The 23,767-nt window shown below is 71.0% G+C and carries 24 protein-coding genes; 19 read left to right on the top strand and 5 right to left on the bottom strand.

Going from position 1 to position 23,767, the window contains the following annotated elements; all coding sequences use genetic code 11:
* Position 1 precedes the first annotated feature (1 nt).
* Both BM272_RS07980 and BM272_RS07975 read left to right on the top strand, forming a co-directional pair.
* The gene (locus tag BM272_RS07980) at positions 2-394 is read left to right on the top strand and encodes a diacylglycerol kinase (protein ID WP_093428258.1); all 393 of its coding nucleotides are present in this window, start codon (positions 2-4) and stop codon (positions 392-394) included.
* A 47-nt stretch (positions 395-441) separates the two neighbouring features.
* Positions 442-1,374 (top strand): carbohydrate kinase family protein, encoded by a 933-nt coding sequence (locus tag BM272_RS07975; protein ID WP_093428257.1) that lies wholly within the window; start codon positions 442-444, stop codon positions 1,372-1,374.
* A gap of 85 nt (positions 1,375-1,459) precedes the next feature.
* Here the strand turns inward: BM272_RS07975 and BM272_RS07970 are convergent, their stop codons facing one another.
* Positions 1,460-1,918 carry a hypothetical protein gene (locus tag BM272_RS07970; protein WP_093428256.1) on the bottom strand — a complete coding sequence of 153 codons (459 nt, stop codon included), beginning with the start codon at positions 1,916-1,918 and terminating at the stop codon, positions 1,460-1,462.
* On the bottom strand, positions 1,911-3,062 hold the full coding sequence (locus tag BM272_RS07965) for a class II fructose-bisphosphate aldolase (protein ID WP_093428255.1): 1,152 nt from the start codon (positions 3,060-3,062) through the stop codon (positions 1,911-1,913). Before BM272_RS07965 ends, BM272_RS07970 begins: the two co-directional genes overlap by 8 nt.
* 113 nt (positions 3,063-3,175) lie before the next feature.
* Between BM272_RS07965 and BM272_RS07960 the strand changes: the two genes are divergently transcribed.
* From BM272_RS07960 to BM272_RS07890, 15 genes are all read left to right on the top strand, one after another.
* The gene (locus BM272_RS07960) at positions 3,176-4,180 is read left to right on the top strand and encodes a LysR family transcriptional regulator (RefSeq protein WP_093428254.1); all 1,005 of its coding nucleotides are present in this window, start codon (positions 3,176-3,178) and stop codon (positions 4,178-4,180) included.
* 196 nt (positions 4,181-4,376) lie between these two features.
* On the top strand, positions 4,377-5,792 hold the full coding sequence (locus BM272_RS07955; protein WP_093428253.1) for a form I ribulose bisphosphate carboxylase large subunit: 1,416 nt from the start codon (positions 4,377-4,379) through the stop codon (positions 5,790-5,792).
* A 45-nt stretch (positions 5,793-5,837) separates the two neighbouring features.
* Complete coding sequence (locus tag BM272_RS07950) at positions 5,838-6,182, top strand: ribulose bisphosphate carboxylase small subunit (RefSeq protein WP_093428252.1); 345 nt, start codon at positions 5,838-5,840, stop codon at positions 6,180-6,182.
* A gap of 36 nt (positions 6,183-6,218) precedes the next feature.
* Positions 6,219-8,444, top strand: coding sequence for an alpha-carboxysome scaffolding protein CsoS2 (locus tag BM272_RS07945; RefSeq protein ID WP_240308068.1), 2,226 nt, complete (start codon positions 6,219-6,221; stop codon positions 8,442-8,444).
* A 153-nt stretch (positions 8,445-8,597) separates the two neighbouring features.
* Positions 8,598-10,082, top strand: coding sequence for a carboxysome shell carbonic anhydrase (locus BM272_RS07940; RefSeq protein ID WP_240308067.1), 1,485 nt, complete (start codon positions 8,598-8,600; stop codon positions 10,080-10,082).
* Positions 10,083-10,328 carry an alpha-carboxysome shell vertex protein CsoS4 gene (locus tag BM272_RS07935; protein ID WP_093428249.1) on the top strand — a complete coding sequence of 82 codons (246 nt, stop codon included), beginning with the start codon at positions 10,083-10,085 and terminating at the stop codon, positions 10,326-10,328.
* Positions 10,328-10,612 carry a carboxysome peptide B gene (locus tag BM272_RS07930; RefSeq protein WP_093428248.1) on the top strand — a complete coding sequence of 95 codons (285 nt, stop codon included), beginning with the start codon at positions 10,328-10,330 and terminating at the stop codon, positions 10,610-10,612. The genes BM272_RS07935 and BM272_RS07930 overlap by 1 nt, the downstream gene beginning before the upstream one ends.
* A 57-nt stretch (positions 10,613-10,669) precedes the next feature.
* Positions 10,670-10,984, top strand: coding sequence for an alpha-carboxysome major shell protein CsoS1 (locus BM272_RS07925; protein ID WP_093428247.1), 315 nt, complete (start codon positions 10,670-10,672; stop codon positions 10,982-10,984).
* A 117-nt stretch (positions 10,985-11,101) separates the two neighbouring features.
* Positions 11,102-11,419 carry an alpha-carboxysome major shell protein CsoS1 gene (locus BM272_RS07920; protein WP_093428246.1) on the top strand — a complete coding sequence of 106 codons (318 nt, stop codon included), beginning with the start codon at positions 11,102-11,104 and terminating at the stop codon, positions 11,417-11,419.
* Between the two features lie 26 nt (positions 11,420-11,445).
* Positions 11,446-11,910, top strand: a complete 465-nt coding sequence (locus tag BM272_RS07915) for a ferritin-like domain-containing protein (RefSeq protein WP_093428245.1) — start codon at positions 11,446-11,448, stop codon at positions 11,908-11,910.
* Positions 11,911-11,912: 2 nt separating this feature from the next.
* Positions 11,913-12,173: a 4a-hydroxytetrahydrobiopterin dehydratase gene (locus BM272_RS07910; protein ID WP_093428244.1), complete on the top strand. Its 261-nt coding sequence runs from the start codon at positions 11,913-11,915 to the stop codon at positions 12,171-12,173.
* A 64-nt stretch (positions 12,174-12,237) separates the two neighbouring features.
* Complete coding sequence (locus BM272_RS07905) at positions 12,238-12,522, top strand: hypothetical protein (protein WP_093428243.1); 285 nt, start codon at positions 12,238-12,240, stop codon at positions 12,520-12,522.
* A 146-nt stretch (positions 12,523-12,668) separates the two neighbouring features.
* Complete coding sequence (locus BM272_RS07900; RefSeq protein WP_159433045.1) at positions 12,669-14,249, top strand: proton-conducting transporter transmembrane domain-containing protein; 1,581 nt, start codon at positions 12,669-12,671, stop codon at positions 14,247-14,249.
* Positions 14,246-16,729 carry a YbcC family protein gene (locus tag BM272_RS07895; protein WP_093428241.1) on the top strand — a complete coding sequence of 828 codons (2,484 nt, stop codon included), beginning with the start codon at positions 14,246-14,248 and terminating at the stop codon, positions 16,727-16,729. The genes BM272_RS07900 and BM272_RS07895 overlap by 4 nt, the downstream gene beginning before the upstream one ends.
* 19 nt (positions 16,730-16,748) lie before the next feature.
* On the top strand, positions 16,749-18,812 hold the full coding sequence (locus BM272_RS07890) for a SulP family inorganic anion transporter (protein ID WP_093428240.1): 2,064 nt from the start codon (positions 16,749-16,751) through the stop codon (positions 18,810-18,812).
* 103 nt (positions 18,813-18,915) lie between these two features.
* On the opposite strand, the gene BM272_RS07885 is transcribed toward BM272_RS07890, so the two are convergent.
* Together BM272_RS07885 and BM272_RS07880 are read right to left on the bottom strand one after the other, a co-directional pair.
* Positions 18,916-19,476, bottom strand: coding sequence for an NUDIX hydrolase (locus tag BM272_RS07885; protein ID WP_093428239.1), 561 nt, complete (start codon positions 19,474-19,476; stop codon positions 18,916-18,918).
* Positions 19,477-19,492: 16 nt separating this feature from the next.
* The gene (locus BM272_RS07880; RefSeq protein WP_093428238.1) at positions 19,493-20,137 is read right to left on the bottom strand and encodes a BMC domain-containing protein; all 645 of its coding nucleotides are present in this window, start codon (positions 20,135-20,137) and stop codon (positions 19,493-19,495) included.
* Between the two features lie 139 nt (positions 20,138-20,276).
* Between BM272_RS07880 and BM272_RS07875 the strand changes: the two genes are divergently transcribed.
* A complete protein-coding gene (locus tag BM272_RS07875; protein WP_159433044.1) occupies positions 20,277-21,446 on the top strand; it encodes a capsular polysaccharide export protein, LipB/KpsS family in 1,170 nt (389 codons plus the stop codon).
* The gene (locus BM272_RS07870) at positions 21,424-22,515 is read left to right on the top strand and encodes a glycosyltransferase family 9 protein (RefSeq protein WP_205407785.1); all 1,092 of its coding nucleotides are present in this window, start codon (positions 21,424-21,426) and stop codon (positions 22,513-22,515) included. Before BM272_RS07875 ends, BM272_RS07870 begins: the two co-directional genes overlap by 23 nt.
* On the opposite strand, the gene BM272_RS07865 is transcribed toward BM272_RS07870, so the two are convergent.
* Positions 22,505-23,758 carry an adenosylhomocysteinase gene (locus BM272_RS07865; RefSeq protein ID WP_093428235.1) on the bottom strand — a complete coding sequence of 418 codons (1,254 nt, stop codon included), beginning with the start codon at positions 23,756-23,758 and terminating at the stop codon, positions 22,505-22,507. The genes BM272_RS07870 and BM272_RS07865 overlap by 11 nt on opposite strands.
* Between the last annotated feature and the right edge of the window lie 9 nt (positions 23,759-23,767).

Raw genomic sequence — 23,767 nt, 5'->3', positions numbered from 1 at the left:
CATGACCGGCGCGGCCCATCAGCGCAAGCCGGACCATCGCGGCCTGGCCCACGTGGCCATGGCGATGGTCTATTCCGGCCGTGGCCTGGCCGCCGCCTGGCGTCACGAGGAGGCCTTCCGGCTGGAGCTGCTGGTGGCCGCCCTCCTGGTGCCGGTGGGGCTCTGGCTGGGTCGGACCGGCGTGGAGTACGCCCTGCTGTTCGGGGCGCTGGTCATGGTCCTGCTGGTGGAGCTGGTCAACTCCGCTCTGGAGGCGGTGGTGGACCGCATCGGCACCGACGACAACCCCCTTTCGGGGCGCGCCAAGGACCTGGGCTCGGCGGCCGTCTTCGCCAGCCTGGTCCTGGTCGCCGTTATCTGGGGCGCGGTGGCCTGGGGCCGATTCCTGGCCTGAGGCCGCGCCCCCCGTTCATTCGCAAGCAAGCAATCGAGGAAACAGCAATGTCTGCACTGCTCTGTGGCTCCTACGCCTACGACACCATCATGGTCTTCCCGGACCACTTCAAGAACCACATCCTCCCCGACAAGGTCCACATGCTGAACGTCTCCTTCCTGGTGCCGCAGATGCGCCGGGAGTTCGGCGGCTGCGCCGGGAACATCGCCTACAACCTGAAGCTGCTGGGCGGCGACCCCATCCCCATGGCCACCGTGGGCGGTGACTTCGGCCCCTACGCCGACTGGATGGACAAGCACGGCATCACCCGTCAGCACGTGAAGGTGGTCGACGACACCTACACCGGCCAGGCCTTCATCACCACCGACCTGGACGACAACCAGATCACCGCCTTCCACCCCGGCGCCATGAACGAGTCCCACCAGCTCAAGGTGACCGACGCCTCCGGCGTGAAGATCGGCATCGTCTCCCCCGACGGCCGCGACGGCATGATCCAGCACGCCGAGCAGTTCGCCGAGGCGGGCATCCCCTTCATCTTCGACCCGGGCCAGGGCATGCCGATGTTCGACGGCGACGACCTCGCCCGCTTCGTCGACCAGGCCACCTACGCCGCGCTCAACGACTACGAGGCGCAGCTGCTGGCCGAGAAGACCGGCAAGTCCATGGACGAGATCGCCGGCCAGCTGGAGGCGCTCATCGTCACCAAGGGCGGCGAGGGCTCCTTTATCTACACCGGCGGCAAGACCATCGAGATCCCGCCGACCCCCATCGGCGAGGCCAAGGACCCGACCGGCTGCGGCGATGCCTACCGCGCCGGCCTGCTCTACGGCCTGGACAACGACATGGACTGGGAGACCACCGGCCGCATCGCCTCCCTGATGGGCGCCATCAAGATCGAGTACGCCGGCACCCAGAACCACCACTACACCCTCGACGAGTTCAAGGACATGTTCGAGAAGAACTTCGGCTACCGCTTCTAGGACCGGCCGAGGTCCGGCCGCCCTCCGGGGCGGCCTCGAGGGCAGAGGGGGCGCCTCCCGCGAGGGGGCGCCCCCTTTTCGTGGGCTATTCGGGGAGGAGGCGGCAGCGTCGCCGGTCCCATCGGACCGGCGGATCCAGCCGCTCGCCGAGGCCGTGGTGCAGGCGGGCGAGGAGCCAGTCGCACTCGTCCGGTCCCCGGCCGCGGCTCTCCAGTGCCGGGGCGAAGTGCAGATCGTCCCGGGGCAGCAGGCTCAGGGTCACGCTGAGGATGGCGCGGTCGCCGGTCCCCACGGAGGGCGCCAGGTGGCAGAGGTACCACAGGGCCTCCTCGCCGCTGAGGCTGGTCAGCGGGAGGTTGTGGCCGCCGACCAGGGCCGCCGGGTCCGGCACCCGCACGATGCCCAGCAGGTCCGTGGGCCCGGTCCCGTGGCCACAGAGGGCCTCCAGCAGCGGATTGACCCGGTGGCAGACCTCGTCCACCGCCAGGCCGCGCCCGGCCACCACCAGGGCGGGCGAGAGCGGGCCGCTGTCGGCCTCAGCCATTACTGCCGGCCAGCACGTGGTCGGGGGCCTCCTCGGTGGCCTGCGCCTGCGCGCAGGCGCCCGCCGGCTCCAGCGGGAGATGGCGGATGCGCTCCCCCGGGAGGTGTCGCAGGTGGGCGCCGAACTCCTCGCGGGCCGCCGGATGGCACAGCTCCACGCGCCAGACCACCTGCGACTCCCCCTGGGCCCCGCCGACCCGGTAGCCGTAGACCGCCCGGACCCCGGGGGCGGCCCGGAGGGTGGCCTCACCGGCGCGGACGGTCTGCTCCAGGGCCTCGGAGGGCGCGGCATCCTGGATGAGGAGCTCCTCCACCGCGCGCCGTTCCCGGCAGCGCGACTGGACCTCGGCGGCACGGCCCGCCGAGCCCATGGTGCGCATGCGCTCACCGCTCCAGGCGCTGACGGCGTCACGGACGGCACGGCCGAGGTGCTCGTAGGCCGGGGCCGTTGCCCGCAGGGCCTCCGCCGCGGTGCGGGAGACTCCCTCGGAGAAGCCGATCTGGGCCGCCCCCTGGGCGACCATGCGGCGGATCCGGTCGTCGGTGTCGGTACCGTCGGCGGGGACGACCAGCGGGCACTCCGTGGCCTCGCCGAGCTGGCGCAGGCGGGAATAATCGGTGCGTGCGCGCCGTCCCTCGCCCGGGGCACCCGTGATGGCCACCTCCAGGGCGTGGCTGCCGGTCCGCTGGCAGAGCGCGGTGGCCTCGGCGGCGGGGGTCCGGCCGCTCTCGTCGGGTTGGGGACAGGCGATGACGGTGAGTCGGCAGGTACTGGCCTCGGCCACCTGCTCGCGCAAGGCGGCCACGGTGGCGGTGAATTCGCCCTCAGGGGGGCGGGCGAGGACGCCGCCGCAGCCGAGCCGGGCAGCCCGGCGGACGGCCCGGGCGTCGGATACGGGTCCGTAGAGGATCGCGGCCGGGACCGAGGCCGCGTCCACCGCCGTCACCAGCCCCGCGAGGAGACTCTCCAGCGCCGCCTCCTCGTCGGTGCCGGGGTCCACCGTGAGGATTACCGGTGCGCGGGCGCGCTCGGCGGCGGCCAGGACCCCGCGCGCGACCTCCAGCCCCGGAACGGTAAAGGCCCCCACCGCGTAGCCGTGGCAGCGGGCGTGGCCAAGCATGTCACCGAGTTCGACCGCGGGCATCTGTCTCCTCCCGTGCGGGGGACGATGAAAACCTCCTGTGGGTTGTAAAGTCTGGTTCGCTTGATCTATTAATAGAAATCAATTGTTTCTATTCACAGGATAGGTTTTAGTCGATGACCAGCATCGTTCCCGACCTGGCACGCCGGGTGACCCTGCGGCAGCTCGCCATCTTCGAGGCCATGGCCCGCCACGAGAGCGTGACCCGCGCCGCCGAGGAGCTCTACCTCACCCAGCCCACCGCCTCCATGCAGGTGAAGAAGCTCAGCGATGCCCTGGGCGTCCCGCTGTTCGAACAGGTGGGCCGGCGCATTCACCTCACCGATGCCGGACGGGAGCTCTACGAGAGCTGCCAGGAGATCTTCGGCAGCCTGGGGCGGCTGGAGATGGGCATCGCCGAGATGCGCGGCCTCAAGCGCGGCATGCTCAAGCTCTCCGTGGTGACCACCGCCAAGTACTTTGCCCCCCACGTCATGGGCACCTTCAAGGGTGAGCACCCGGGTATCCAGGTCTCCCTCAAGGTCTCCAACCGGGAGCGGATCCTGGACCGGCTGGCGGACAACGAGGACGACCTCTACATCATGGGCCGCAAGCCGGCGGACGGCGTCGAGGTCGAGGCCATCCCCATAGCCCCCAATCCCCTGGTCATGATCGCCGCCCGGGACCATCCCCTGGTGGGTGAGCCCAACATCCCGCTGGCGCGCGTGGCGGAGGAGCCCTTCATCGACCGCGAGCCGGGCTCGGGGATCCGCGAGGCGACCCACAATCTGCTCGAGAGCCGGGGTCTGGAACCCAACGTCATCATGGAGCTGTCCAGCAACGAGGCCATCAAGCACACCGTGGCCAGCGGCATGGGGATCTCGGTCCTGTCGCTCCACAGCCTCACCCTGGAGGGGACGCGCGGCCCCCTGGCCATCCTCGACGTGGAGGGCATGCCCATCGAGCGCTACTGGTACGTGGTCTATCCCAAGGGGAAGAAGCTCTCGGCGGTGGCCCGCGCCTTCCTCGACTTCATGCTGGCCGAGCGCGAGCAGGTCGCCATCGCCCTGCGCGACATGCTCGCGGATCTACCATTCGCATCCGAGAGTACCGACTGGATCACCGCCTTCCAGGCCGAATGACCCATCCCTCACCCGGGGCTTCCCCGGGCCCGAACCCCTTGTCGTTACGGGGTTTTCTTCCCTTGCCGACGGCCGGGCGCGAGCGGCTCACAAGCATCCTCTATGGACTTCATTGAATTAATCGATTGGTCTCTATCCATGGACCTCGGCTAGCTTTGCTCTCGCAATCCCACCACGGCAAGTGAGGAGCGTTCGGATGGCAACCAAGACTTACGACGCGGGGGTAAAGGACTACGCCCAGATGTACTGGACGCCGGATTACGTCCCCCTGGATACCGACCTGCTGGCCTGCTTCAAGGTCACCCCCCAGGAGGGGGTTCCCCGGGAGGAGGCCGCGGCTGCTGTCGCCGCCGAGTCCTCCACCGGGACCTGGACCACGGTGTGGTCGGATCTGTTGACCGACATCGAGTTCTACAAGGGCCGCGCCTACCGTATCGAGGACGTGCCCGGCGACCCGGAGGCGTTCTATACCTTCATCGCCTACCCCCTCGACCTCTTCGAGGAGGGGTCGATCACGAACGTGCTCACCTCGCTGGTGGGTAACGTCTTCGGCTTCAAGGCCATCCAGGCCCTGCGGCTCGAGGACATCCGCTTCCCCATCGCCTACATCAAGACCTGCATGGGCCCTCCCTTCGGCATCCAGGTGGAGCGCGACCGGCTGAGCAAGTACGGCCGTCCCCTGCTGGGCGCGACCATCAAGCCGAAGCTGGGCCTCTCCGGCAAGAACTACGGCCGGGCGGTCTACGAGAGCCTGCGTGGCGGTCTCGACTTCACCAAGGACGACGAGAACGTCAACTCCCAGCCCTTCATGCGCTGGCAGGACCGGTTCGAGTTCGTCGCCGAGGCGGTGCAGAAGGCCGAGACCAAGACCGGCGAGACCAAGGGCCACTATCTGAACGTCACCGCGCCGGATCCGGAGCAGATGTACGAGCGCGCCGAGTTCGCCAAGGAACTGGGCATGCCCATCATCATGCACGACTTCCTCACCGGCGGCTTCACGGCGAACACCGGCCTGGCCAAGTGGTGCCGCAAGAACGGCATGCTGCTGCACATCCACCGCGCCATGCACGCCGTCATCGACCGCAGCCCCAAGCACGGCATCCACTTCCGGGTGCTGGCCAAGTGCCTGCGGCTCTCCGGCGGTGACCACCTCCACACCGGCACCGTGGTGGGCAAGCTGGAGGGCGACCGCGCCTCCACGCTGGGCTTTGTGGATCAGCTGCGCGAGGCCTTCGTCCCCGAGGACCGCTCCCGCGGCGTCTTCTTCGACCAGGACTGGGGCTCCCTGCCCGGCGTCATGGCCGTCGCCTCCGGCGGTATCCACGTCTGGCACATGCCGGCGCTGGTCTCCATCTTCGGCGACGACTCCGTCCTGCAGTTCGGCGGCGGTACCCAGGGCCATCCGTGGGGCAACGCCGCTGGCGCCGCTGCCAACCGCGCGGCCGTCGAGGCCTGCGTCAAGGCGCGCAACCAGGGTCGCGAGATCGAGAAGGAGGGCAAGGAGATCCTCATGGAGGCCGCCCAGCAGAGCCCCGAGCTGAAGATCGCCCTGGAGACGTGGAAGGAGATCAAGTTCGAGTACGACACCGTCGACAAGCTCGATACGGCCTAACCCCGTTTTCCGAGCCCTTCCGATTCACGCAACGGAGAAGAAGACATGCCGGATTTCAAAGAAATGGGCGATTATCGCAGCCGGATTACCCAGGAGACCTTCGGCTTCCTGAAGGCGCTGACCTGGGACGAGATGCACGACATGGTCGCCTACATCATCGACCAGGGCTGGGTCCCCGGGATCGAGCACGAGACCCCCGCGGAGGCCCACGGCCACTACTGGACCCTGTGGAAGCTGCCGATGTTCGGTGTGAAGGACACCGCACCGGTACTCGAGGAGCTGGAGGCGTGCCATCGCGCCTATCCCGAGGACCACGTGCGACTGGTGGGCTTCGACGACTATACCCAGAGCCTGGGCACCGCCTTCGTGGTGTACCAGGGGCGCGGTTGAGGGGGCGCACCCCCCTCCGTCACGGGAGGCAGAGCAATGGCCAGGGTGGAAACGACAGAGCGTAGTGCCCGGGAAGCCGCCCGGGCCCGGCGCGCCGCACAGGCACGAGGTGGCAAGAAGGAGCTCAAGGGCTCCGGCAGCGCCTCGACCTCGGGTGGTGTCGTCGGCGGCAGCGCCTCCGGTAGCGGGGGCGGCCAGGGCGGTGGTGCGGGCGGCGGCGATGCGCGCAGCTCGGCCCGGGAACGGCGCCGTGCCATGGCCCATCAGGGCAAGGCGGCGCTGAAGAAGACCGACCGCAGCCGTGTGGAGAGCCGCCGCGAGGAGCCCGAGCCCGCTGCCGAGGAGGCACCGGCCGAGCCGTCCGCGGTGGAGGCCACCGGTCCGGAGGGCGAGAGCTGCCCGCCCGGCACCAGTCGTCGCCGGCGCGGTGGGCACTGCGAGAAGTCCTCCGGTCACCTCCAGGCCCGGGCGCGGCGGCGTGCCCTGGCCGATCGCGGCAAGGCCGCCGAGACCAGTGGCTGCCTCTCGGCCGCCCAGGTGGCGCGCCAGTCGAACCCGGATATGTCCGGCCGTGAGATCGCGCGCCGGGCCCGGGCCGACCAGGCCCGCAACGGCGCCCGGGGACGCAGCGGCGAGGACCACACCAGCCGCCGCCGTAAGATGATCGAGGCGCGCCGTGGTGGTTCGTCCGATGCTCCCTGGAAGGTGGGTGCCAGCGAGACCAGCCACGGCCAGGAGGTCACCGGGACCCAGGTTTCGGCCGACTCCGACATGACCGGCTGGGAGGCGGGTGCCTGCTCCAGCGTCACCGGCACCGAGTATTTCTCGGCCGATCTCTTCCAGGACCTCTGCCGGACCGAGCCGGCCCCGGCGCCCATGCGCTCCGGCGTCAGCCAGACCGGCCACGGTGGTCGGGTTACCGGCAACGAGGTCGGCCGCGGCGAGCGGGTCACCGGCAATGAGCCGGGCACCTGCCAGTCGGTCACCGGGACCGAGTACCTGGGGACCGAGCAGTTCCAGGGCTGGTGCGGGACCACGCCAGCGGCGGGCCCGGCGCTCACCATGGAAGACAGTACCGTGGCGGGCGAGCGGGTCACCGGGGACTTCCCGGGCCGCTCCGAGCGGGTCACCGGGGACGAACGCGGCGTGGGCCGGTCGGTGACCGGCACGCAGTACCTCCGCCGGGATGCCCAGGGGCAGGCCCAGGTTCCGCCCAAGGTGGAGCAGGCCACGACCCTGCGGGGTGGCGGCATCACCGGCTCCCGCGTGGGGCGCAGTGAGCGGGTCACCGGCGATGAGCCGGGGAGCTGCCGCTCGGTTACCGGGAACGACTACGTCGGCCGGGAGCAGTACCAGGAGACCTGCGGCGTGGAGCCACCCCATCAGGGTCTGGCCACGCCGGTGTCAGCCACCGGTAGCGGCCTGGCCGTCTCCGGCGCGCGGTCCGGCCGTAACGGTCGGGTGACCGGCAACGAACCGGGTACCTGCCAGGCCGTCACCGGCACGCCCTACATGGGGGCCGAGGAGTACCGCAACTACTGTGCCCCGGGGGACCAGGAGGAGGCCGCCATCCGGCAGCCCCGTCGCCAGGCCACGCCGGCGAACAACATCACCGGCCAGCAGCCGGGGCTCAACGGCGACATGACCGGGGCCGACGACGGCGCCTGCCAGACCCCCACAGGCACGCCCTACGTGGGTCAGCAGCAGTACGCCGAGGCGTGTGCCGCAGAGCCGGCGACGCCGGCCAGCCCCGATTTCCCCCAGAGCCTGGAGTGCTCGGTGGCCCCGACCCCTACGGCCGAGCCGCCGGCGGCCCACGCGCCGCGGCGCTCCTCGGCGGTGACCGGGAGCCGGTACGAGGGCGGCGGTTCCATTACGGGCCCCTTCGGCATGGCCGAGGGCAAGGTGACCGGCACCGAGACCGCGCGCCACGAGGGCCGCTCCGGCTTCAGCTACACGCCGGATCCCACCCCGCAGCAGGCCCAGCCTGCCCCGGAGGGTCGCGTCACGGGTGAGGGTTCGGGCAGCGGCCCCTCCATCACCGGCGACGACTGGGACCGCGGTGAGCGGGTGACCGGGACCGAGGGGACGCCCGCCCGGCGCAACCCCAGTTGGCGCGGTCCGGCGGGCAGCGTCATGCCCATGCAGCGGGACCCCAAGCGCAACGAGGAGGTCCCGCTGCCCGAGAGCCCCGTGACCGGGAGTAGTGGCAGCACCGAGAAGGGTGCCGCCGTGACCTACTCCGGCGGGGCCCGGGGCTAGGGAGGCGCGACGACGATGCTCCGCAGGCGTACCAGCGGCAGCCCTTCGAACCACTTCCGGTCTCCGGTGCGGCGGTCGGGCGGCAACGCCCCGACTCCCGCCCCGGTGCCGGAGGCGGGCGGCCCCGCCGGGGCCGGATCGGAGGCACCGGTGGTGCCGCGTCCCATGCCGGCCCAGGGCCGGGCCAAGGGTCGAATGGCAACGCCGGAGCGTCGCCGGACCGAGCGTCCGGCCGCCGAGGCGGACCATCCCCTGGCGCGGGTGGCGGAGGACGAGCGCCTCTTCACCCATGAGCAGGGGACCCGGGAGGCCTTCGACCGGATCGAGCCGGTCCTGCGCCGGATCGCTGGAATGCGGGAGGACGCCGACTTCCAGCAGCGGGCCCAGGCGGAGGCCGAAGCGGGGCTGGGATTCCGGCTCCCGGAGGGGCTGCTCAAGGACGCCTGGATTCGCTCGCTGGACGTGCCGGCCCTCTACGCCCACGCCCTGTTCGAGACCTATCGGCGCTGGGCGGAGGCCTTCTTCACCGAGGGGCCGCTGGCGGCCACCGAGGAAGAACAGGCGCAGTTCGAGGAATGGCTGCAGGAGTGTGGTTATCACGCCCTGGACCTCTCGCCCTGCTCCGACGGCCGGCTGGCCCACGTCATCCGGTACGTCCTGCGGCTGCCGGTGGAGACCGTCCGGCGCAAGTCCTTTGCCGGGGCGCTGTTCGATATCGAGAACGGGCTCCAGCGCTGGATCCGCACCGAGCTTGGTCGGTATCGCCACAACGAGCCCACCGGGCCCGAGGCGGGCACCCGGTACCTGAAGGTGGCGGTCTACCACTTCAGCTCCCGGGATCCGGCGGGCCAGGGGTGCGCGGCCCACGGTTCGGATACGGACCAGGCCATGCGGGCGGCCATCGAGCGGCTGCGGGACCTGCGGGCCACCATCGACAACAGCTTCTGCTGTGGCGAGGCGGTGGAGCTCCTGCTGGTGGGGCTGGACACCGACACCGATGCGGTGCGGATCCATCCGCCGGCGGCGGACGGCCTCCCCCGCCCGGAGGTCCGGGTGGATGCCGCGAGCCTCTTCGACGAGACCCGCGGGCTCTCGGAAGAGGGCGCCCGGGAGCGCGTCAGGGACCGGGTGGCAGCAGCGGAGCCCGCCGCACCGGCCGGCCTGCAACGCCTGGTGGCGGGCCTGCTGGAGAACAACCTGGCCCAGATCGCCTACGTGCGTCGCTACCACGCCGGGTGCTACGCCGACATCGGCCACCAGGAGCGGTTCGTCGCCGTGGGCCGGGGCTTCGAGGAGGTGCAGCTGCGTAACCTCACCTACTTCGCCTACCTGAACACGGTGGAGGAGGGGGCGCCGGACCTGGACGTGGGCGTGAAGATCTTCTCCGGGCTCAACGTCCAGCGGGGGCTGCCGGTGCCGGTGGTGGTGCGGTTCGACTACGACGGCCAGGTGCCGGGTGCCCGGGAGCGGGCCGTGGAACAGTGCCGACGCGTGGAGGCGGCCCTGCGCCAGCGCTACGCCGACCGGGTTGCCGCCGGCGAGCTCCACACACTCACCGCCGTACGGGAACTGGGCGGTGCCACTATCGAGGTGCTCGGCTCCTCCGTGGAGCCGGAGACGGCCGGGGAGGCGCACTGAATGAAGATCTGCCAGGTAGAGAAGCCCCTGGTGGCGACCCACCGCATCGGCGAGCTGGAGCACCGCCGCCTCCAGGTGGTCCGGGACGGCAGCTCGCAACAGGTCGCGGTGGATGCCGTGGGCTGCACGCCCGGGGACTGGGTCATCTGCGTGGGGAGTTCGGCGGCCCGCGAGGCCGCGGGCAGCAAGGAATATCCCAGTGACCTGACCATTGTCGGGATCATCGATCGCTGGGAGGAGGACTGATGGAGCTCTTCCGGGTGCTCGGCACGCTGGTGTGTACCGAACGCATCGGTGGGCTGCAGCACTGGAGTCTCCGCGTCCTCGAGGACGAGAAGGGTCGCCGCCAGGTGGCGGTGGACCCGGTGGGGGCCCGGTCCGGGAACTGGGTCTTCACGGTCAACGGCTCGGCGGCGCGGTATGCCGCCGGGGACTTCTCGGTGCTCACCGACCTGACCATCGGCGGGATCATCGATTACTGGGAACCGGAGGAGCGGCGCGCCGCCGCTTCGGTGGGCGGATCGGGATAACCCGGTTCGGCGGCCCGAGGGCCGGAACATCCAATTTTCGTCACAGGAGGAAGCATCATGGCTAGCGAGCAGTACGGCATTGCACTGGGGATGATCGAGACCCGCGGTCTGGTGCCCGCCATCGAGGCGGCGGACGCCATGACCAAGGCATCCGAGGTCCGCATGATCGGCCGGGAGTTCGTGGGGGGCGGCTACGTGACCGTCCTCGTCCGCGGCGAGACCGGTGCGGTGAACGCCGCTGTCCGGGCCGGCGCCGACGCCTGCGAGCGGGTCGGTGACGGCCTCGTGGCCGCGCATATCATCGCCCGTCCGCACAAGGAGGTTGAGCCGGCCCTGCCCACCGGCAGCGCCGAGAAGCTGGCACAGGAGTAAGGCCCCCTCGGGGGCCAGGCGGGGTCGGGCGCCAGCGGGCGTTTCGACTCCGGGGAGGCCGCGCCGTGCGCGGCGAACGGGAAGCGGGGCGCATGCCCCCAAGAGGAGCGAGCAACCATGGCGACTGAACACTACGGTATTGCGCTGGGCATGATCGAGACCCGCGGGCTGGTGCCCGCCATCGAGGCGGCGGACGCCATGACCAAGGCGTCGGAGGTCCGTCTCATCGGTCGGGAGTTCGTCGGGGGCGGTTACGTCACGGTTCTGGTCCGCGGCGAGACCGGTGCGGTCAACGCGGCCGTCCGGGCCGGCGCCGACGCCTGCGAGCGGGTCGGTGACGGTCTGGTGGCCGCGCACATCATCGCCCGTCCCCACAAGGAGGTGGAGCCGGTGCTCCCGTCGGGCAGCGACAAGGCCCTGGAAGGGGCCGGCTGAACGGCGGCCTCTGAGGGGGACGGCCCATGACGGTCCGCGAGCCGGGGGTAGCCGGTTATCTCGGTCGGGCGATGAGCCTGGAGCTGGCCATGGTCCAGCAGTACCTCTCCCACGCGCGGCTGGCGTCGCAGTGGGGGATGGACCGCGCGGCCACCTGGCTCCGGGGCGAGGCCCAGGGCGAGATGGAACACGCCGACCGCATCAGCGGTCGGCTTCTGGCCCTGGGAATGGTTCCCGGGGCCTCGGTCCTTCGGCCAGTCGCACCGGTCCGGGACTTCGGATCCCTGCTGCAGGCCAACCGGGACCGGGAGCGGGAGATCGTCGCCTTCTACGAGGGAGCGGTCACCTACTGCCAGCGTCTCGGCGATGCCGACGGCGGGGCCTTCTTCAATGAACTGCTGGCCGAGGAACGCCAGCATCTGGCCGAGGTGGAGGCCTGGTTCACGGCCTATACCGAGGGCGGCACATCCAGATCACAGCGTCGGAGGTAGCCATGACCACGCACTGGACCGAAGTGGGTAATCCGCCGCGGATGGAGGCCCGCTTCGATTTCGACAGCTACGACGAACTCTCGCAGTTCCTGGATCGGGCGGCCGCGCTGTCGGAGGAGCGGGATGTCCACGCCGACATGAGCTTCGACCGCCAGAGCGTGCGCATGAAACTGCACGCACCGAGCCGGGAAGAGGGCTTCACCGAGGGGCAGCAGGGCCTGGCGGCCGCCCTGGAGCGGCTGGCCTCGGGCGAGACCGCCTGAGAAGGGCATCCGGCGCGCTCCCGGGCCCACGGAGCGCCCATGACATCGAGCGGAGGATACGGGCATGAGCGAGCAGGATCAGGAGAAGACCACCCCGCAAGGGGGGACCTCGTCCAAGTCCGGGACGAAGTCCACCGGCACGGCCACCAAGTCCACCGCCGGCAGCCGCAGCAGCTCCAAGGGGCGCACCGGCGGGGGCAAGCGAACCGCCACCGGTGAGCGCGGGGGCCTGCAGGGACCGGCCATGGGCTGCGCACGGCGCGACAGCGTCAGCGACCCCTTCCAGTCCCCCAACTGGCGCCCTCAGGGCGACAGCTTCGGCACCGGGCGTCGGGTCTGGCCGGATTGATGGGATAAAATAAATGCGAAGCATTTAAAGTATCGATTGGAGTCTAATTAAGGTACTGCTTACGCTTCAGCGGCGGGATGGGGACACCAGCGGGTAACCCTCCCGCCGCTAACTTTTTTCGGGTACGCGCGAGCGGAGAGCGAGAGATGCCGGACTGGTCGGAACTCCTGGTTCTTGCCGCACCCGCGGCCATCCTGGCTGCGGGCCTGTTGCCGTCGGCTCTCCTCGAGCGCGCACCCCGCCGAGGTGGGCGGCTGGTCCGCGCGGCGGCCCTCATCGCCCTCGCCGCCGCCCTGCTGGCTACCGTCGCCGGGCTGGTGGGGCCGGCCAGCCTGCCGCCGGCCCCCTCGCTGACGACCTCCCTGTTGCGGGCGGACGGGATCACCCTGACCATCCTCCCCCTGGTGGCCCTGCTTACGGCCATCGTGGCCACCTTCGGCGGTTCCTATCTCGACGGCGAACGCGATCAGGGCCGCTTCTTCCGCTGGCTGGCACTCACGGCCGGGGGTTTCATGGTCGTGGTGGCGGCCGGGGACATGGCGCTCTTCGCCGCCGGCATCATCTTTACCGGCTCCGGCCTGCACCGTCTGCTCACCTACTACGGCGACCGCCTCCCGGCCCGGATGGTGGCCCACAAGAAGCTGCTGTTCAGCCGCGTGGCCGATGCCTGCCTGGTGACCGCCACCCTGCTGGCGGCCAGCGCTACCGGCAGCACCAGCTTCGATGCCATCGCCGCCGCGGCGAGCAGCGAGGGCGGCCCGGGGCCGGTGCTCTCGGTGGCCGCCTGGCTGGTCGCGGCCTATGCCATCCTCAAGAGCGGCCAGTTCCCCTTTCACGGCTGGCTGCTGCAGGTCATGGAGGCGCCCACGCCGGTCTCCGCGCTCCTCCACGCCGGCATCGTCTACAGCGGCGCCATCCTGGTCTTCCGGACCCACGAACTGCTGCTGGCCGAGGGTTTTGCCCTGGTGCTGCTGGCGGTGGTGGGGTTGATGACCGCGGTGCTCGCCTCCCTGGCCATGCTCACCCAGACCGCCATCAAGAGCTCCCTGGCGTGGTCCACCGCCGGGCAGCTCGGCTTCATGCTGCTGGAGCTGGGCCTGGGGCTGTTCGTGCTGGCGCTGCTCCACCTGGTGGCCCACTCCCTCTACAAGGCCCACGCCTTCCTCTCGTCGGGGAGCATCGTGGACCTGTTGCGCGCCCCGGGGGCCGGGGCCCCGCCCAAGGGGATCGGTACGCCGGCCTGGCTTTTGACCGTGGCGGCGACCATCGCGGCGACCTTCGGCATCGCCGCCGCGTGGGGCATCACCCTGGAGCGTGAGCCGGCGCTGCTGGCCCTGGGCGTGATCCTCTCGGCGGCCATCACCCAGTTCCTGCTCCCGGCGCGGGCGGCCGGCCTGCCGCTGCCCGCCGTGGTCGCGGTGGGAGGCGCGGTGGCCGTGGCCTACTTCGGTCTCCACAGCCTCTTCTCCTACGTCTTCAGCGGTACCCTCGCACCCATCCCCGAGGAGGTGGGGCCGCTGCAGCAGGCGCTGCTGGTGCTGACCGCCATCGCCTTCCTGGGCCTCTCCTGGCTCCAGGCGGTGGGCATCCACAAGACCGCCGGGCCGCGGCTGACGCGGCTCTACGTCCATCTCTACAACGGGCTCTACACCGACCTCCCGGTGGAGCGGCTGGTCTACCGGGTGTGGCCGGCCCGTTTCCGCTGCCCGGCGGAGGACGAGGCATGAGCATCGCAACCGGGGATACGCGCGTGGATGCGGCCATGGCCACGGTGGTCGAGCGGATCCAGCCGGTCTGGCCGCTGGACGCCCTGGTGGCGACGAATCCCTTTCCCGGCCTCACCGAGGGGCCCTTCGTCGAGGCGGCCCGGGAGCGGCAGCGGGTCCTGGGAAAGCCCACCTTCATGTCGCGCCAGTGGTACCGGAGGCAGTACCAGAGGGGGCGGTTCACCGATGCGGACCTGGCGGAGGCGACCGTACTGGAAGGGGGACCGGGAGTAGAGGAACTCAAGGCCGCCCTGGTACGGGATGCCGAGCGCGTACCGCCGCAGCTGCTCTATGCCCACCTCCTGGACGAGCGCTATCGCCCCGGCCACTCCCGCGCGGTCGTGGAGCAGATCAGTGGCTTCTGCGCGGCTCGCTACGACCGGGGGCAGGCGCTGTGGCGGATGCCCTGGTTCGGTGACGGGCTCTACGCCGCCTGGCGCGCCTACACCCGGATCGACCAGACCCCGCGCGTCATGGAGCTGCCGCCGGTGGCGCCCATTCTGGACAGCCTGCCGGCCGACCCGCGCGAGGCGGTGGAGGAGGCCGTCCAGCGGCTGGGGATCCCGGAGGCGATCCTCGAGGACTTCTTCTGGCTGGCGCTCACCGACGTGGGTGGCTGGGCGGCCTATCTCCGCGGCCTGCAGTGGCAGGCCCGGCGCTACGACGAGGATCGCGACGACCCGGCGGAACTCCTCGCCATCCGCCTGGCGTGGGAGGTGATCCTGGTGGAGAGCTGCGATCGCCCGGCCCGGGTCGCGCAGTGGCGGCAGGCGCTGGCCTGCGGCCCGCGCATCCTGGAGGCCGGGGTGGAGGCTGATCTGGTGATCGATCGGGTTCTCCAGCACGCGGCGGAGCTGGGCTGGCAGCGCCGAGTGGTCGGGGAGCTGGCCTCGGCGCCGGCAACGGCCTCGGATGACGAGGGGCCGGCCTACCAGGCGGTCTTCTGCATCGATGTCCGCTCCGAGGTCTTCCGACGCGCCCTGGAGCAGGTGGATAGCGGCGCCCGGACGGTGGGCTTTGCCGGCTTTTTCGGGATGCCCGTCTGTTTCCGCCGCCTGGGCGATACCGCCGATCGCGAACACCTGCCGGTGCTCCTGCCGGCGCGGCGCCGGGTCCTGGAGACCGCCGGCGATCCCGGGGATACCCGTGCCCTCTACCAGCGGCGCAAGCGCCGGCTGGGCCTGGCCAAGGCCTGGAAGGCCTTCAAGCTCTCCAGCGCCTCCTGCTTCTCCTTCGTGGAGACCGCCGGGCTCGCCTACGCCCCCCGCCTCATCACCGACAGCCTCGGCTGGACCCGGCCGGTGCCCGACTCCGAGCACGCCGGGCTGGACGAGGCCTCGGCCGCACGCCTGGCTCCGGACCCCGATGCGGGCCTGGAGGAGGGGAACGGGATCCCGCCGGAGGAGCGGGTGGAGCTGGCCGCCTCCTTCCTGGAGGCCACCGGCCTGGGTACCGAGACCGCCCCGCTGGTCCTGCTGGTGGGCCACGCCAGCTCCACGGTGAACAACCCCCATCGGGCCGGGCTGGATTGCGGCGCCTGTGGCGGCCAGACCGGCGAGGAGAGCGTCCGGCTGGCGGCGACCCTGCTCAACGATCCGGCGGTGCGCGCCGGCCTGGCCGAGCGCGGCACGGTACTCCCGGAGGGGACCCGTTTCCTCCCCGCCCTCCACGACACGACCACGGACGAGGTCACGCTGCTCGATCCCCGCCACCTCCCGCCGGAGCGTCGCGCCGAGCGGGACCGGGTGGAGGCCGCGCTGGAGCAGGCGGCGGAACGGGCGCGCCTGGAGCGCTATCCCACCCTGGAGCCGCCCACGGATGCCGCCGCCCGCCCGGACCCCGAGATGGTCCGGCTGGCCGCCCGGCGCCGGGCCCACGATTGGGCCCGGATCCGGCCGGAGTGGGGGCTCACTGGCAATGCCGCCTTTATCGCCGCGCCGCGCTGGCGGACCGCCGGCCGGGACCTGGAGGGGCGCGCCTTCCTGCACGACTACGACTGGCACCGCGACCCCGAGGAGCGCGTGCTGCAACTCATCATGACCGCGCCGCTGATGGTGGCGGCCTGGATCAACCTCCAGTACTACGGCTCCACCGTCGACCCGGGGTCGCTGGGGGCCGGCAACAAGGTCCTGCACAACGTCGTGGGCGGCTGTGTCGGTGTACTGGAGGGCAACGGGGGTGACCTGCGCGTCGGCCTGGCGCGGCAGTCACTGCACGACGGCACGGAATGGGTCCACGAGCCCCTGCGACTCTCCGCCTTCATCGAGGCGCCGGCGGAGTCGCTGGACCGGGTGCTCGCCGGGGCCGACGACATACGAGGGCTGGTGGAGCACGGCTGGCTCCACCTGTTCCGCATTCGCGAGGATGGAGGCGTGGACCGCCGCCGGCCGACGGGGGGCTGGGAGGCCGGCCCGCTGTCCGCCGTCGGGGCCGCGGCCTGAACGGGAGGCAATGACGACCATGAAGCAAGTGCTGGAGAACCTCTTCCCCTTCCTGCGCTGGTTCCCCATGAGCCAGCAGAGCCTGCGCAGCGATCTCATCGCCGGTATAACGGTGGCCCTGGTCATCGTGCCCCAGAGCATGGCCTACGCCCAGCTGGCCGGCCTGCCGGTGGTCTACGGCCTGTATGCCTCCCTGGTGCCGGTGATCATCGCCTCCCTCTGGGGCTCCTGCAGCCAGCTCCACACCGGGCCGGTGGCCATGCTCTCGCTGATGTCGGCGGCGGCGCTCATCCCCTTCGCCTCCCCGGGGAGCGATCGCTTCATCGAGCTCTCCATCATGCTGGCGCTGATGGTCGGCGTCCTGCGCCTGCTGCTGGGGCTGTTCCGGCTGGGGGTCATCGTCAACTTCCTCTCCAGCCCCGTCATCGTCGGCTTTACCAACGCCGCGGCGCTCATCATCGGCCTCTCCCAGTTCAGCAAGGTCCTGGGTGTGCCCTTCCCGCGGACCGACTTCTACCTGGGCGACCTGTGGAACGTGGTGACCCAGGTGTCGGAGGCGCACTGGCCCACCGTCCTCATCGCCCTCGGCGCGTGGGCGGTGATGCACTTCGGCCGCAAGCTCGCTCCCTCCTTCCCCAGCATCCTGGCGGCGGTGGTCCTGGCCACCGGGGTGAGCGCGGCCATCGGCTTCGAACGCAATACCACCGTCTCCCTGGATCAGGTGGCGGACCCGGCCTTTACCGGCATGGCGCGGGATTACGCCAGCGCCAGCGACTCCGTGGAGCGGCTCACCGAGCGCCTCTCCGAACTCAACGAGGCCATCCGGGCCGCCGAGGAAGAGGCGGAGGGTCAGCCCTCCAGCGAGGGGGCGGCCGCCAAGGCGGAGCGCGAGGAGCTGGATGCCCGCCTGGCCCGGGCCAAGGCCCAGCGCAACGAGCTGACCATCGACCTGCACGCCCACACCCTGACCCGGGAGGAGGGCCGGTTCGTCGCCGCCGAGGAGGGGGACTGGCGCTTCAATCGCATGGCCGGGGAGGGCCGGGTCCAGCTCGCCGCCGGCGGCGCCGTGGTCGGCTCCATCCCGGAGGGGTTGCCCAGCTTCAATGTGCCCGTTATCGACCAGACCCTGATGTGGGAGCTCCTGCCGGCGGCCCTGGTCATGGCCCTCATCGGCTTCATGGAGGCGACCTCCATCTCCAAGGCCATCGCCGCCCAGACCGGCGAGCGTATCGATACCAGCAAGGAGCTGGTAGGTCAGGGCCTGGGCAACATCGTCGGCAGCTTCTTCGGCTCCTACACCGTCAGCGGCTCCTTCTCCCGCTCGGCGGTGGCGGCCCGGACAGGGGCGAAGACGGGACTGTTCGCCATCATCAGCGCCGTGGGCGTGATGGTGGTGCTGCTCTACCTCACGCCCTATCTCTACCACCTGCCCCAGGCGGTGCTGGCGGTCATCGTCATGACCGCCGTCTTCGGTCTCATCCGGGTGCAGCCGCTGGTGCAGGCCTGGAAGGTGGAGCGGCCGGCCGCCGTCATCGGGATCATCACCTTCCTGGCGACCCTGTACCTGGCGCCGGACCTGGCCAACGGTATCCTGCTGGGCGTGATCCTCACCATCCTGGCCTACCTCATCCAGACCATGCGGCCGCGGGCGGAGATCGTGGCGCGGCGGCCGGATGGCGGGCTGGGCGGCATCGAGGCCCATGGCCTGGAGCCCATGAGCGAGGACTATGTGCCAGTGCGCTTCGACGGCTCGTTGAGCTTCATCAACGTGGCCTACTTCGAGGACATCATCCTGGAGGCCCGCTCCCGTTTCCCCAAGGCCCGGACCATTCTGGTTATCGGTAGCGGGATCAACAGCATGGACTCTTCCGGTGAGGAGAAGGTCCGGGAGCTGGTGGATCGGTTGCAGAAGCAGGGTGTGACCCTGGCCTTCAGCAGCCTCAAGAGCCAGGTCCGCCGGGTCTTCGAGAATGGTGACCTGGTGGAGCGGATCGGTGTGGACAATATCTACGCCGACAAGGAGACCGCCCTGCGCGCGCTTCAGGAGGAGGAGCGGCAGCTCGGCGACGCGTCCCCGGCCTGATCCCCCCGGGGGATCGTCCAACGGAAACGGCCCGGCGGGGGTGGAACCCGCCGGGCCGTTTCATCGTCGGGCCATCACGGGGAATGGCCGGGCGCGGGGCCGGTCAGGTCGGTCGGTGGCGCAGCCGCCGGGTCTTCTCCACCATCCGCCACGTGGAGCGGCCATTGTTGTAGCGCGAGATCGCCTCCAGCGGCACCCAGCGGACCTCGTGGGACTCCTCGTTGCCGGGGACCGGCAGCGTATCGTCCACCTCCACCAGGAAGCGTACATCGATGTGCTCGTGGGGCGGGGCGTGGGGGTCATCGGGGATGGTGTGGATGTCCACGTCGAAGACCCAGTCGTCCACCAGCCGGATGGCATCGGGGTGGAGCCCGGTCTCCTCCTGGACCTCGCGCAGGGCCACCGCCAGCACGTCGGGGTCGCCATCGGCGTGGCCACCCGGCTGGAACCAGCGGTTGTGCTTGCCGTGGTGGAGGAGGAGGGCGTGGTCCCGGGCCGGGTTCACCACCCAGGTGGAGGCGGTGACGTGCCGCGGCATGAGTTCGCGGTGGAAGCAGTCGGCGTGGCCGGCCACGAAGTCCCGGGCCCGGCGGGTGAAGGTCGCCTCGTCGGGGAAGTCGGTGCGGTGGCTCGTCAGGCGCTGGAGCAGGTCCTGGCGGTGCATGGTGTCACCCCCCTGTTCAGGCCCTGGATGGGTTCAGGCCCTGGATGGCGCGGATCGCCGCGTGGGCCGCCTCGTCCACGTCGGCCTCGCTGCCGGACATGGTCAGGCGGCCGAAGGCGCCCACCGCGCGGACGTCGATGAGCTTCACCCGGGCCGCCTTCTCCGCCTGGTTGGCGGCGTAGATGATGTAGCCCGCAGGCTCCGTCTCCAGGATGAACATGCTCTCCTCCGGGAGGATCATGGAGCCCTTGCGGTCCTGGCGGTTGATGAGGGTGGTGTGGTCCGGCGTCATGCCGCGGATCACCTCCTGCCAGGCGATCTGGCAGGGGGTGCGGTCGCCGGGCTCCGCCCCCATGTGGCCGAGGACCGAATTGCCCGCCTCCAGCACGTCGCTCTGGTCCCGGTGGTGGATGACCATGGAGCCGTACTCGCGCTCCACCACCTGCTGGGAGAGATGGACCCGGGTCGCCTTGAGGGCGACGTCGGTGAGGCGGTGGACCGCCATGCCGGGAGAGATCTCCACCCACAGGCAGGAGTCCCCCGGGACGGGCAGAAAGCCCTGGGAGACCGTGGCCAGATACTGCGCCAGCTGCGGCTGGAGCGAGTCCATGTAGACATAGGTCCGCAGCTGGATGCGGGTCGTGGCGCGGGTCGGGTCCATGCCGGCAGTTTAGGCCTCCCGGCTCCCCGGCGGAAATCGGGATTGCCCCGGGTTCTCCATAGAGGAGAATCTATGGGTGGGAGGGGGGATGTCTGTACCGGGTCATGGTCCTGTCATCTCCCTGTGGGATGCTCCCACCATGTCCGGACCCGTTCTCCTGCTCTACAACACCCCCAAGGCGCGGCGCTATTTCCGCACCCTGGCCGCCAACGTGGACTCGCCCAGGCTGGAGGCGCACCCGCTGGCGGTCTTCCCCGGCCCCTGCCCGCGGGATGCCGAGGGGCGCCGCGCCATCGCCGACTACAGCCTGCGGCGCAAGGCGGCCCGCCCGCACATCCCGCCCTGGCGCCAGCGCCTGTTCCGCGCCGTCTACCCCGGCGTGGCGGCCGCCCACTACGCCCACGCCCGCCGCCTCATCCGGATGACCGGCGCCAGCGGCGTGGCCGTCTGGGGCGGCCAGGCGATGGACGTCCGCGCGGCGCGGGCGGCGGCGGAGGATGCCGGCCTGCCCTGCCACGTCTTCGAGACCGGGCTGCTGCCGCGGACCACCACCTGCGATCCCCGGGGCGTGAATGCCGACAGCTCCGTCCCGCGGGATCCGGCCTTCTATCGCGGCCTGGACGCCGACGTGGACCTCCCCGCCCATCTGGAGCAGCGACCCGGCCGGGTGGAGCACCCCCGGGTGCCGCTGCCGGAGTCCTACATCTTCGTCCCCTTCCAGGTGCGGCTGGACAGCCAGATCCTCCTCTATTCCCCCTGGATCCGGAACATGCGCCACCTCTTCCGGGTGATGGTGAAGGCGTGGCAGGCCGCCCTGGCCCCGCGCGGGGTGGAATTGGTCTTCAAGCTGCACCCCACCTGCCGGGAGCGCTACCCGGACCTGCTGGACAAGGCCGACGACCTGCCGGGGGTTCACTTCGCCAACGGCAATACCACCGAGGAGCTCATCCGCGGCGCCGAGGGGGTGGTCACCATCAACTCCTCCGTGGGGCTGGAGGCGCTGCTGCTGGAGAAGCCGGTCCTGGCCCTGGGCGAGGCCCTCTACGCCATTCCCGGCGTGGCGGAGCAGGTCCGGGAGCCGGGCGGGATCACGGCGTGGCTGCGCGCCGTGGCCGATGGCCGGCCGCCGGCCGATGATCTACGCCGCCCCTTCCTGGGCTGGCTGGCCCGGGACTACTGCATCCCCGGATCCCACCGCGAGCCGGGGCCGGACCACTTCGCCGCCGTCGCCCGGCGGCTGGCCGCCGGCGACCTCATCGCGCCGGCCCCGGACGAGGGTGCTGCCCGTGTCGCCGTCGGGGCTGGTTGAGGCGCCGCAGCGGATCGCCCTGGTCCGGCTCTCGGCGCTGGGGGATGTCACCCACATCCTCCCGCTGGTCCACACCCTGCGCAGCACCTGGCCGGAGGCGGCGATCACGTGGGTCATCGGTCGGCGCGAGGCGGAGCTGGTGGAGGGCCTGGAGGGGGTGGAGCTGGTGACCCTGGACAAGGGCGCGGGCCTCGCCGGCTACCGGGCGCTGGGCCGGGTCCTGCGCGGGCGGCGCTTCGACCTGCTGCTGCAGCTGCAGACCTCCTTCCGCGCCCACCTGGCCAGCCTGGGCGTCCGCGCCCCGGTCCGGCTGGGGTGGGACCGCACCCGCGCCCGGGACCTCCACGGCCTCTTCATCAATCGCCGGATCCCCTTCGTGGACCGCCAGCACGTCCTGGACGGCCAGTTCGGCTTCCTGGAGGCCCTGGGGATCCGGGAGCGGGTGCTGGACTGGCGCGTTCCGGTGCCGGCGGCCGAGCGCACCGCTGCCGCCGAGACCCTTCCGGGCCACGCGCCGACGCTCATCATCAGCCCCGGCGCCAGCAACCCGCTGCGCAACTGGCCGGTGGCGTGCTACTGCGAACTCGCCGACATCGCCACCGAGCGCCACGGCTTGCGGGTCCTGCTCACCGGCGGGCCCTCGACCCTGGAGCGTGAGCTGGCCGATGCCATCTGCGCCGGCACCCGGGTGGCCGAGCCGGTGGACCGGGTGGGCAAGCTCACCCTCAAGGGGCTGGTGGCCCACATGGAGCGGGCCACGGCGCTGGTGAGCCCCGACTCCGGCCCCGCCCACGTGGCCGCCTGTGCCCGCCTCCCGGTCATCGGGTTGTACGCGGTGAGCAATCCCCGGCGCACCGGCCCCTACCTCAGCCTGGAGCACACCGTGGATGGCTACCCCGAGGCGGCGCGGCGGTATCTGGGTGAAGAGCCGGAGCAGCTGCGCTGGGGCACCCGGGTGGAGGATCCCCGGGCCATGGAGGCGGTGACGGTGGAGGCCGCCGCCGAGCGGCTGGCGGCCCTCGTGGGCGATGGAGTGCGCGCGGGCATCAGCCTCCGATTCAGCCCTTGATGTCCTCGATGCGCCAGGACTCCAGGAAGCGGCGCTGGCTCTCGGTGAGCTCGTCGATGCCGATGCCCAGGGTGGTCAGCCGGGTCTCGGCCACGTCCCGGTCCACCTCGTCGGGGACGGCGTGGACGCCGGGGCTCAGCCCCTCGGCGTGGGCCACCAGGTGGCAGGCGGCCACCGCCTGCATGGCGAAGGTGGTGTCCATCACCTCCGCCGGGTGGCCCATGGCGGTGGGGGTGGCCAGGTTCACCAGCCGCCCCTCGGCCACCAGGTGCAGCCGCCGGCCGTCGGCGGTGCGGTACTCGGCGATGCCCGGGCGCGCCTCGGTGACCTCTTCGGCCCGCCCGGCCAGGGCCTCGGCGTCGATCTCCACGTTGAAGTGGCCGGCGTTGGCCATGAGCGCCCCGTCGCGCATGACGTCGAAGTGCTCGCCCCGGATCACCTCGCGGTTGCCGGTGGCGGTGATGAAGATCTCGCCCCAGGCCGCCGCCTCCGCCATGGGCCCCACCTCGAAGCCGGCCATGTGGGCGCGCAGCGCCTGGCGCGGCTCGATCTCGGTGACCATCACCCGGGCGCCCAGGCTGCGCGCCTTGGTGGCCAGCCCCAGGCCGCAGTCGCCGTAGCCGGCGATGACCACCCGCTTGCCGGCCAGCAGCAGGTTGGTGGTCTGCAGGAGGTTGGTGAGCGACGACTCCCCGGTGCCGTGGATGTTGTCGAACTCGTGTTTCATGGGGGTGTTGTTCACCGCGTAGGCGGGGAAGCGGATGGCCCCCTCCCGCGCCATGGCCTGGATGCGCTGGATCCCGGTGGTGGTCTGCTCGCACATGCCGATGAAGCCCTCCAGCAGCTCCGGGTGCTGGTGGACCATGCGGGCGGTGAGCTCGGCGGCGTCGTCGAGGATGAAGCGGGGGCGGTGGGTCAGCGCCCGGTTGTGGAGTTCGTCCAGCTCGGCATCGCTGATCCCGCGCCGGGCGTAGCCGACGATCCCGTCCTGCTCGTTGAGGGCGGCGACCACGTCATCCTGGCTAGAGCCGGGCTCGGAGCCGGTGAAGACCACCTCCGCCCCGGCGGCGGCCAGCGTCTCCACGAAGACCCCGGTCTTGGCCTCGATGTGGGAGCAGACCCCCACCGTGATCCCGGCCAGGGGCCATGTACTCGCCCAGCGCTGGCGCAGGGCGGCGTGGACCGGCATGTGCTCCCGCGCCCACGCCAGCTTCTGACGACCCAGCTCGATATCCGCGGACATGGACTGCCT

This window comes from Thiohalospira halophila DSM 15071 (assembly GCF_900112605.1).
Classification (GTDB): Bacteria; Pseudomonadota; Gammaproteobacteria; order Thiohalospirales; family Thiohalospiraceae; genus Thiohalospira; species Thiohalospira halophila.
This window is presented reverse-complemented; position numbering and strand designations above follow the sequence as displayed.